Origin of the sequence: Bacillus sonorensis NBRC 101234 = KCTC 13918 (assembly GCF_001592005.1) — a bacterium.
In the GTDB taxonomy this organism is placed as follows: Bacteria; Bacillota; Bacilli; order Bacillales; family Bacillaceae; genus Bacillus; species Bacillus sonorensis.
Map to the genome: position 1 here is coordinate 169,266 of NZ_BCVZ01000006.1, position 9,101 is coordinate 178,366.

At 46.0% G+C, this 9,101-nt stretch carries 10 protein-coding genes and 1 pseudogene; 8 read left to right on the plus strand and 3 right to left on the minus strand.

Annotated features, from left to right (window positions below; translation table 11 throughout):
• Positions 1-4: 4 nt before the first annotated feature.
• Positions 5-1,222: an ABC transporter substrate-binding protein gene (locus BTR1S_RS10265; protein ID WP_006639079.1), complete on the minus strand. Its 1,218-nt coding sequence runs from the start codon at positions 1,220-1,222 to the stop codon at positions 5-7.
• 258 nt (positions 1,223-1,480) lie between these two features.
• Here BTR1S_RS10265 and BTR1S_RS10270 point away from each other — a divergent pair, with 258 nt between their 5' ends.
• The 4 genes from BTR1S_RS10270 to BTR1S_RS10285 all read left to right on the plus strand — a co-directional run bounded on the left by BTR1S_RS10270 (position 1,481) and on the right by BTR1S_RS10285 (position 5,402).
• Positions 1,481-3,595, plus strand: a complete 2,115-nt coding sequence (locus tag BTR1S_RS10270) for a heavy metal translocating P-type ATPase (RefSeq protein WP_006639078.1) — start codon at positions 1,481-1,483, stop codon at positions 3,593-3,595.
• A 127-nt stretch (positions 3,596-3,722) separates the two neighbouring features.
• Complete coding sequence (locus BTR1S_RS10275) at positions 3,723-4,418, plus strand: DsbA family protein (RefSeq protein ID WP_029419522.1); 696 nt, start codon at positions 3,723-3,725, stop codon at positions 4,416-4,418.
• Positions 4,408-4,821, plus strand: coding sequence for a disulfide oxidoreductase (locus BTR1S_RS10280; RefSeq protein WP_006639076.1), 414 nt, complete (start codon positions 4,408-4,410; stop codon positions 4,819-4,821). Before BTR1S_RS10275 ends, BTR1S_RS10280 begins: the two co-directional genes overlap by 11 nt.
• Positions 4,822-4,916: 95 nt before the next feature.
• The gene (locus tag BTR1S_RS10285; protein ID WP_029419521.1) at positions 4,917-5,402 is read left to right on the plus strand and encodes a GNAT family N-acetyltransferase; all 486 of its coding nucleotides are present in this window, start codon (positions 4,917-4,919) and stop codon (positions 5,400-5,402) included.
• A 71-nt stretch (positions 5,403-5,473) separates the two neighbouring features.
• On the opposite strand, the gene BTR1S_RS10290 is transcribed toward BTR1S_RS10285, so the two are convergent.
• A complete protein-coding gene (locus tag BTR1S_RS10290) occupies positions 5,474-6,250 on the minus strand; it encodes an HAD-IIB family hydrolase (protein WP_029419520.1) in 777 nt (258 codons plus the stop codon).
• A gap of 90 nt (positions 6,251-6,340) precedes the next feature.
• Between BTR1S_RS10290 and BTR1S_RS10295 the strand changes: the two genes are divergently transcribed.
• Positions 6,341-6,769: a Crp/Fnr family transcriptional regulator gene (locus tag BTR1S_RS10295; protein ID WP_034326781.1), complete on the plus strand. Its 429-nt coding sequence runs from the start codon at positions 6,341-6,343 to the stop codon at positions 6,767-6,769.
• Positions 6,690-6,908, plus strand: coding sequence for a GrpB family protein (locus BTR1S_RS21865; protein ID WP_081605399.1), 219 nt, complete (start codon positions 6,690-6,692; stop codon positions 6,906-6,908). Before BTR1S_RS10295 ends, BTR1S_RS21865 begins: the two co-directional genes overlap by 80 nt.
• 316 nt (positions 6,909-7,224) lie before the next feature.
• On the opposite strand, the gene BTR1S_RS21870 is transcribed toward BTR1S_RS21865, so the two are convergent.
• A complete protein-coding gene (locus BTR1S_RS21870) occupies positions 7,225-7,401 on the minus strand; it encodes a GrpB family protein (RefSeq protein ID WP_236834867.1) in 177 nt (58 codons plus the stop codon).
• 183 nt (positions 7,402-7,584) lie between these two features.
• Here BTR1S_RS21870 and BTR1S_RS10300 point away from each other — a divergent pair, with 183 nt between their 5' ends.
• Positions 7,585-8,193 carry a trimeric intracellular cation channel family protein gene (locus BTR1S_RS10300; protein ID WP_006639072.1) on the plus strand — a complete coding sequence of 203 codons (609 nt, stop codon included), beginning with the start codon at positions 7,585-7,587 and terminating at the stop codon, positions 8,191-8,193.
• Between the two features lie 190 nt (positions 8,194-8,383).
• Positions 8,384-9,101, plus strand: a pseudogene (locus tag BTR1S_RS10305) (helicase); the annotation flags it as partial.

Consider the following 9,101-nt stretch of genomic DNA (forward strand, 5'->3'; position numbering starts at 1 on the left):
ACAGCTAGTGTAGTGTTTTGATTTTCCGGGCGGCATCCTTCAGCGCGTCTTCCGGCGGTTTGCTTTCGCTGAGTGCTTCCTGAAGGGCCGTCTGCAATGCTTCGGACATTTTCGGCCAATCTTTCGAAGGACCCCGTGCCGAAGCAATATCCATAATCGGGATAAACGCCTTTACATGTTGATCTGTTTTCCAACGGTCCGATTTTTCAAGTATGTCTTTACGCGGCGGGAAAACGCCGGTCTCAGCCGTCAGTGTTTCAAGCCGCTTCGGATCGATGAGCCAGGTGATGAAATCCCAGGCGCCGTCAGCGTTTTTCCCTTTGACGACGGCGATGTTCTCCCCTCCGAGAGCGGAAGCAAAGGTTTTGTCTTTTGGAATAAAGGTGATCCCGTAATCCAGCTGCTCTGCTTCTTTCAGCCGTTCGATATTCCAAGAGCCATTGATCATCATGGCGAGCCGCCCCGCTGCAAACTGTCTGGCAAGGTCATCCTGTGTGGCATTTAAGACTTCTTTGTCCATCGAGCCGTCTTTTATTAAATCGGTTAAAAATTGAAGGGAAGAAACCGCTTTCTCTGATTGCAGATGATTGAACTCGGCGCCGGACGACAGGAGGAACGGATAAAACTGAAAAGCGCTTTCCTCCGATTTGACGGCGGACATCGCGAAGCCTTTCGTTTGGCCTTTGCTTGTTTTTTGGGCGGCCTTTCTCAGTTCGCTCCATGTTTTTGGCGGCTCCGCCAAACCGGCAGCACGCAGCAAATCTTTGTTGTAAAACAGGGCAAGCGCATTGCTTGCGAAAGGAACGCCGTAGTATTTTCCATCATAGCGTGCGGATGACAGCGGTCCATCGTAAAATTGATCGGTCTGTCCCCATGTTTCGATTCTGCCGGTCAAGTCTTCAAGAACCCCCATGGCGGCGAATGAGGCATTGTCAACATTGTCGAGAAAAACGGCGTCAGGAAGCGCAGCCCCAGCAGCACCGACGGAAAGCTGCTTTTTCACTTCGTTGAACGGGATATACTCTGTGACCACTTTATAGCGGTCCTGTGATTGATTGTACTGATCGACAAGTTCATGATAGAGCTCCTGCTGTTTCCCGGTAAAATAATCCCAGACTTTCACCTCTTTTGCCGCTTCGGCATTTTCGCCGGTGCTGCTGCAGCCTGCGGAAAGGAAAAGCAGAACCATAAGGCTGAACAGAAAAACACGTTTTTTTCTCAAGTAGACCACTCCTTAACTGGAAAAAGCTTGTTAGTCTAATAGCTAAACTAAGTATATTGGGAGGCTGCTTCCAATATGCCTTCTGAGTTTCGGTGTGGAACCGGGGAAACGGTGAACACCGTTTCGCTTGGAAGCCGGTGCATGTAGCTGATTGACACATTTTCATGCTGGGGCATATAATAAAGCTATAAACTATATGCGTATATGTTCATATATGATATAAATCGCTCCAGCTTGATATAAAGAAAGGTGAGAGAGATGGAAAAAGTGAAGCAGGAATATATGTTAAACGGCCTCGACTGCGGAAACTGCGCCCGAAAAATTGAAGACGGGGTCGCCGGGATGAAAGGAATTGAAGCATGCTCGGTCAATTTTGCGACAAGCACCCTGACAGTGACGGTCGCGACAAGCAGCGGGTCTGATATATCATCTGAGATTAAGAAAAAAGTGAACGCCATAGAGCCGCATATCAAAGTTGCGTTGAAAGAAGAGGCTTCACAAAGGGAACAGGGAGGCGACAAGCGCATCCAAAAAACGCTTGCGAGGCTTGCAGCGGGGACGGCATGCGGAGCAGCCGGATTTCTTGTTCCCGCCGGAGGGATGGCGGAATGGCTTCTCTTTTTCCTTGCTTACCTGATCATTGGCGGCGATGTTGTATTCAGAGCGGTCAAAAACATCTTTCAAGGTCGGGTCTTTGATGAGCATTTTTTGATGACCATTGCCACAGCCGGTGCTTTCATTATCGGACAATACCCTGAAGGGGTGGCGGTGATGCTGTTCTACCAAATCGGCGAGCTGTTTCAGGGAGCCGCTGTCAGCCGTTCCCGAAAATCGATCAGCGATTTGATGGATATCCGTCCGGAGTATGCCAATTTGAAAACGGAGGGCGGAGCTGTCAAAGTGTCTCCTGAAACCGTCGCTCCGGGCGATGTGATCATCATCAGGCCCGGGGAGAAAATTCCGCTTGACGGCCAGGTAGCAGAGGGAAGGTCAATGGTTGACACTTCCGCTTTAACAGGAGAATCCGTCCCGAGGGAAGTAGGGCCGGGCAAAGAGGTATTAAGCGGATTCGTCAATAAAAGCGGAGTACTCGAAGTGAAAGTCGAAAAAGAATACGGGGAATCGACCGTTTCGAAGATACTCAATTTGGTGCAAAACGCCGGCAGCAGAAAAGCGAAAACCGAAAATTTCATCACGAAATTTGCGAGGTACTACACACCGTTTGTCGTCATCATCGCTCTTCTTTTGGCATTTGTTCCGCCGCTTGTCATTCCCGGCGCTTCATTATCGGATTGGGTGTACAGGGCGCTTGTCTTTTTGGTGATTTCGTGTCCATGTGCGCTCGTTGTTTCGATTCCGCTCGGCTTTTTCGGGGGAATCGGTGCCGCGTCAAAAGCCGGCATTCTTGTAAAAGGCAGCAATTATTTAGAAGCGTTGAACGATGTGAAATATGCGGTGTTTGACAAAACAGGCACATTGACGAAAGGGGAATTTGCGGTCGTCAAACTGTCGCCGGCCGGTGGAGAGATCAAAGAGGAAGAGCTGCTGGAATATGCGGCGCTTGCCGAATACCACTCAGGCCATCCGATTGCGGAGTCGATCCGTGTAGCATACGGAAAGACCGTTTCACCGGAAGACATAAAAGATTACAGTGAAATGCCGGGCTATGGCGTCAAGGCGGTTGTAAACGGGAAAAGCGTTTTGGCCGGAAACGCCAAGCTGATGAAGCGGGAACACATCCGCTATCAAGAAGAGAAGGGCATCGGAACCGTTATTTATGTAGCGATCGATCATGAATTCATCGGTTCGATTCTCATTGCGGATGACGTAAAAGAAGATGCCCGCCGCGCGATTTCCTCCCTGAAAAAAGCGGGTGTCGCAAAAACAGTGATGCTGACGGGAGATGCGAAAGAGGTGGGCGAGGCTGTCGCAGAGGCGCTTGACATTGATGAAGTCCATGCAGAGCTTCTGCCGCAGCACAAAGTTGACCGCATCGAAGAGCTTGATAAGCAAAAGCTTCCTAAAGAAAAACTGCTGTTCGCCGGTGACGGCATCAATGATACACCCGTGTTGGCGAGAGCGGACATCGGGATCGCGATGGGCGGACTCGGATCAGATGCGGCGGTTGAGGCTGCAGATATCGTGATCATGACGGATCAGCCGTCAAAAATCGCAGAAGCGATCCACATTGCCAAACGGACGAGAACGATCGTCTGGCAAAATATTATTTTTGCCCTCGGCATAAAAGGCGTTTTTCTCATGTTGGGCGCTTTCGGAATCGCCACGATGTGGGAAGCCGTATTTTCAGATGTCGGCGTGACGCTTCTTGCTGTTTTAAATGCGATGCGGGTTTTAAATGTTAAAGAATTGTAACATTTTTACCATCTAAAGAACTGGAAAATCATTTTTTAGCGTCTTCACGAACATGGCTTGACTTGTTAAAATGAAAGAGATTATGAAACTGACATATTAAAAAAATATAAAATAATGAGGTGTCTAAGTGAAAAAGAAACAGCAGTCACCGATGAAATTTGCCGTCATAATGACAGTCGTGGTCGTTTTCCTGATCGGTGCATTGATCGTTATCAACAATCAAACCAAAAACGCTTCGCAAACGTTTGATGACAAGCCATCGACAGAAGGACAGCCGATTCTCGGAAATAAAAGCGCGGCGGTCACCATTACAGAATTCGGAGACTACAAGTGTCCGAGCTGCAAACAATGGACTGAAAACGTATTTCCGGATTTGAAAAAAGATTATATTGATAAAGGAAAAGTTAATTTTTCATATATTAATTTTGTCAATGAACAGCATGGCAGAGGTTCTGAACTGAGCGCCCTGGCATCAGAACAGGTGTGGAAAGAAGACCCGGATTCCTACTGGGCGTTCCATGAAGCATTATATAAAGCGCAGCCCGACAATGACACGATGGAATCAGAGTGGGCGACACCGGCGAAGCTGGCCGATATCACCGAATCTCATACGAAAGTCAAGCGTGACAAGCTTATCAAAAGTCTGAGCGACAAAACTTTCTCAAAAGAACTGCGAACGGATGAGTCGCTGATTAACGAATACAAAGTCAATTCGACGCCGACGATTTTCGTCAACGGCGAAAAGATTGCCGAGCCTTTTAATTATGACAAAATTAAAGAAGCGATCGAGAAAGAGCTGAAAGGCAAATCAAATGAAAAATAAGTTGATTTTTCTATATGGCGCCTGGATCGTCTCTTTAACGGCGACACTCGGCAGCCTGTACTTCAGCGAAATCCGTAAATTCATTCCTTGCGAGCTTTGCTGGTACCAGCGGATCATGATGTATCCGCTGGTTCTGATTCTCGGGATTGCGACATTCCAGGGGGATGTCCGCGTCAAAAAATATGTGCTGCCGATGGCGGCCATCGGCGGATTTATTTCCCTGATGCATTATTTGGAGCAAAAGGTTCCCGGATTCAGCGGGATTAAGCCCTGTGTTACAGGAGTGCCGTGTTCGGGGCAATACATCAATTGGCTCGGTTTTATCACCATTCCGTTTCTCGCGCTCATCGCATTTATTTTGATTATCATCTGCATGTGCTTGATGAAAGGGGAAAAAGAATAAGAGCGTTGCATATGCAATGCTCTTTTTTATATTCATTCGGGTGGAGAGATGTTATAATATTTGGAAAACTTAGATGGATTGGAAGAGGTGTCTATATGGAATTTCATATCCGGACGATGCAAAAGAAAGACATCCCGCAAGTTCAGCACATCGCGAAAATAAGCTGGAATCATACATATGAAGGCATCATCCCCCGGGAGATCCAAGAAAAATTTCTGGATTCCGCCTATAACGATGAAAGGATGAAGCAACGCCTGAATCGTTCTTTCTTATTCGTTTCAGAAGCGGATGGGAAAATCGTCGGCTTTGCCAACTATTCCCCGGTCAATGAGAAGGGGGAAACCTTTCTTGCCGCGATTTATGTATACCCGGAATATCAGGGAAAAGGCATTGGAACGGCCTTGCTGCATGAGGGGATCAAACAGCTGGAAAACGTCAGAAAGGTTTTCGTCGACGTTGAAAAAGAAAATCAAATCGGCAAAACCTTCTATACAGCAAAAGGATTTGAGAAAGTTTCTGAGTATGATGAAGACTTTGAAGGACATATTTTGAAAACGGTGAGAATGGTATTAACAAGATAGGGGTAACTTTGAACAGATGAGCAGCTGCAAGCTGTCCGCGACAAGTCTGCGGCTGGCTCAGCTGTTCTTTTTTATTTCATTGCCTTTTCTGAATAGACACGCCCCAGTTCAGCCAATGTTTGAACGAGAGAATGTTCGATATGATCATGTAATGGCAGCTGTTCGGAAGAAAACGGCGCCAATTGGGGATGATGACCGACCATCACAGCATACAGCGCATATTTAAACATCGGAATATCATTCGCATCATTTCCAAATGCGATATATTCTCCTTGTTTTATTCCAAGCTGCTGAAGTCCGCTCCACTTGTCCACTCCTCTTGGACTTACATCGAGAACGCCTTCATTGGCGTGGACGTGTACAACAACATCCATTTTGCCGAGTTGTTCCTCTACTTTTTTCATATTTTTTGAGGTGAGCAGCAGGATTTTCACAATATGCCGCAATTCACCCAGGGCAACATTTTTAGCGCGCTTTTGCGGATCAAGATGTTTTAAAATGGGATGCCCGGCCGGACCGGTATATGCATAATCCCAATCACTGTCTATTAAATAAGCGAGACGATGCTCCTCCAGCAATTGCATCATGTCGGAAAGGGTGCGGTCATCGAAGCATGCTGTCGACATGATCTTTCCTTCTCTCGCAACCATTGAGCCGTTGCCGCCAACCATTTTGTCATGATGAAACCGTTCATGCAAAACAGGAAGCAGATCACGGATCGGTCTTGCTGAAGCAAAAATGACTTCATGGCCCTGGGCTTTCAGTTCTTCAAACGCCATGAGCAGATGTTCAGAAACCGGTTGTCCTTCAAAACAGATGGTGCCATCCAAATCAAATACAAAATTCACGATCTATCCACTCCTATCCGTTGTCCTATCCATATCCTATCAATTCAGCTTATAATGAAAAGGACATTTGTCCAAAAAGGAGCTTTCATCGTGAAAATTATTCAAGATTCGCAGCTGCTTGAAACAATCTTATATAAATATCGTTTTGAAAATATGTTTGACCGAATCGAAAACATCCCATTTCGGCTGCAGCAATACGAACTAGGTGAAATCATTTTGCATGAAGGAAGTGATATGGAGTCGCTTTTATTTTTGGTTGAGGGCAAGTTGAAGGTCACTTCGAGCGTTGAAACCGGAAAATCACTTTTGCTCCGATTCAGCTATCCTTTATCAGTTATAGGGGACATTGAATTGATTCGCGGAGTACCCGTTCAGTCGCAAATTGAGGCAGTCGGCGAATGTTTGCTGGTGGGGCTGTCTTTTCAATATATTCGGCGGCATGAGATCGATAATCCCAAGCTGCTGCATACATTGCTGCGATTATGTAAGAGCCCATCCAAAGGCCCGGAAAGATTATGAAGCGCAGAAAAGAGATTTGGCTCAGCGTTTTCCGCGCGACCGTATATCCTATACAGAAGGAAAAGCGCCATTTATTACAGACGTGATTGAAAAAGCAAAGCGAGAGGAGCAGACGCATGTTCAAAAAAACGAAGCATAAATTAATGACCATGACAATCGCATTGATTATGGCTGTTCTATTATATTATTATGTCCAATACACAAAGTAACCAGGCGGCTGCATCAGAAACAAACCCTACGCTTCCCCCTCAGCCTTTTGCCGCTCTTACAGACAAGTTGATCCGCTTTATAAAGACGGCTAAAGGCGGTCATCCCCTTCGTCAAAAGAAAGGTCGCCCACGCTCTATTCATATCGTATCCCATTGGATAACCCTTTTAGCATGGTCCAGTTTAATATCCGGATAGAATCTTTATTTCTTTCGATGATCTTCCTTTGAGAAAGAGAATGAATGACTCTATTTAAATGTCAATCGTTCTGCTTCGAGGTGTTTGCTTCCAATCATCAGATCCAGCACTGGTTTTGCGGCAAGACCGAAAACGGCGGTGCTCCCGATGTGTTCGATCCCGAACGAAGTTTTTTCAAAGAGTGCCTGCAGCCGCTTTTTTTCTTCTTCATATTGAATGCCATTCATCTTTGGCATCTTCTATGGTGATGATCTGTTCCATCGCTCCACTCCTTTTATGCTGGGAGAGAAGGCCGTCCTCCCCGGTATACTTCCATTATTATAAGATATATTTTATTTTACATGTTGATTTCAAGGCTGGGGTAGTTATAAAATCAAAAAGATTGAAAATTCGTATGGAGGACACCTTGGATGGCTTGGGAAGCGTTGAGCATCATCGGAACCATTGCCTTTGCGATCAGCGGAGCGATTGTTGCAATGGAAGAAGAGTATGATATTTTAGGAGTTTATATATTAGGAATTGTCACAGCGTTTGGCGGAGGGGCGATCAGAAATCTGCTGATCGGTGTTCCGGTGTCTGCTTTGTGGGAGCAGGGATCGCTGTTTCAAATCGCATTGGCCTCGATCACGTTCGTATTTTTGTTTCCAAATCTCCTGCTGAAGCATTGGAAGGTATGGGGGAACTTTTCGGACGCGATCGGTTTGTCCGCATTTGCGATCCAGGGAGCGCTATACGCCGTTCACATGAATCATCCCGTCAGTGCGGTGATCGTAGCTGCAGTATTAACTGGAAGCGGCGGGGGAATGATCAGGGATCTTTTGGCCGGGCGCAAGCCGCTTGTCCTGAAAACGGAAATTTACGCGGTTTGGGCTGCTTTAGGAGGATTGATTATTGGGCTTGGCTGGGCGGAGAAGCCTTTTGCCCTATATTTGCTGTTTGCCGTGCTTGTCGCGTGCAGGGTCTGCTCCTATATGTTTAATTGGAAATTGCCAAACCGTTCGCTCCGTTCAAACAGCTGAATAACGACAAAAAAGCCGATTTTTCTCGAGGAAAGAATCGGCTTTTTTTATTTGGTATATTGATCTGAACGGGACATCTATGATAAGATGAAGTGTATTTTAACATAAAATATCATTATTTATATTTTTATCCATATTTATTTTATCATGGTTTATTTTCTTTGTCAAATCTTTTTAGGGAGTGATTCAGATGACGGAAACCGGCAAGGATTGGCATGAAGAAGAAAAACGAATCGAACAGGTTCTAAATGAATTAGATCAAAAACTTCATTCTCTAAAGAGTAAGACCGGCTGGCTAAAAGAGGACATTATTGATTTGAGAAAAAATTTCTGGGATGATGTCACCTTGAATTTGGCCGATGTAAACGAAGCGATCGAAACGTTTTCAAGCATTAAACAGCAGGCGGAGGTATTGTCAGAACGGGAAAGAAGCCATCAGCAATTTTACAGCCAATTGAAAAGGCTTTTGAAAGTGAAGGATTCTCCTTATTTTGGCCGCGTCGATTTTTTGGAAGAAGGTGAACAAAAGGCTGAAGCGGTGTATATCGGACTCAGTTCATTAATGGATGAAAAGGAAGAACGTTTTTTGATTTACGATTGGAGGGCGCCGATTTCCAGCTTGTTTTACAACCATGGACGGGGTCCGGCTCAGTATGACGTTCCCGGAGAGACGATTGCCGGCGCGATTGAGCTGAAAAGGCAGTTTCTCATCAAAAACGGCAAACTGAAATCCATGTTTAATACCGATATGGCGATCGGGGATAAACTGCTCCTGGAAGTGCTCGGGCAGCAAGCCAATGTGCAAATGAAAAGCATTGTCGCCACCATACAGAAGGAGCAAAATCAAATCATCCGAAATGAGACGAGCCGCTTTCTAGTCGTTCAGGGAGCGGCGGGAAGCGGAAAAA

Bases quoted from the DNA above. Each gene is read 5' to 3' on its own strand.
- BTR1S_RS10270 (WP_006639078.1), top strand. From the start codon at position 1,481: ATGGAAAAAGTGAAGCAGGAATATATGTTAAACGGCCTCGACTGCGGA.
- BTR1S_RS10280 (WP_006639076.1), top strand. From the start codon at position 4,408: ATGAAAAATAAGTTGATTTTTCTATATGGCGCCTGGATCGTCTCTTTA.
- BTR1S_RS10285 (WP_029419521.1), top strand. From the start codon at position 4,917: ATGGAATTTCATATCCGGACGATGCAAAAGAAAGACATCCCGCAAGTT.
- BTR1S_RS21865 (WP_081605399.1), top strand. From the start codon at position 6,690: ATGAGATCGATAATCCCAAGCTGCTGCATACATTGCTGCGATTATGTA.
- BTR1S_RS21870 (WP_236834867.1), bottom strand. From the start codon at position 7,401: ATGAATGGCATTCAATATGAAGAAGAAAAAAAGCGGCTGCAGGCACTC.
- BTR1S_RS10300 (WP_006639072.1), top strand. From the start codon at position 7,585: ATGGCTTGGGAAGCGTTGAGCATCATCGGAACCATTGCCTTTGCGATC.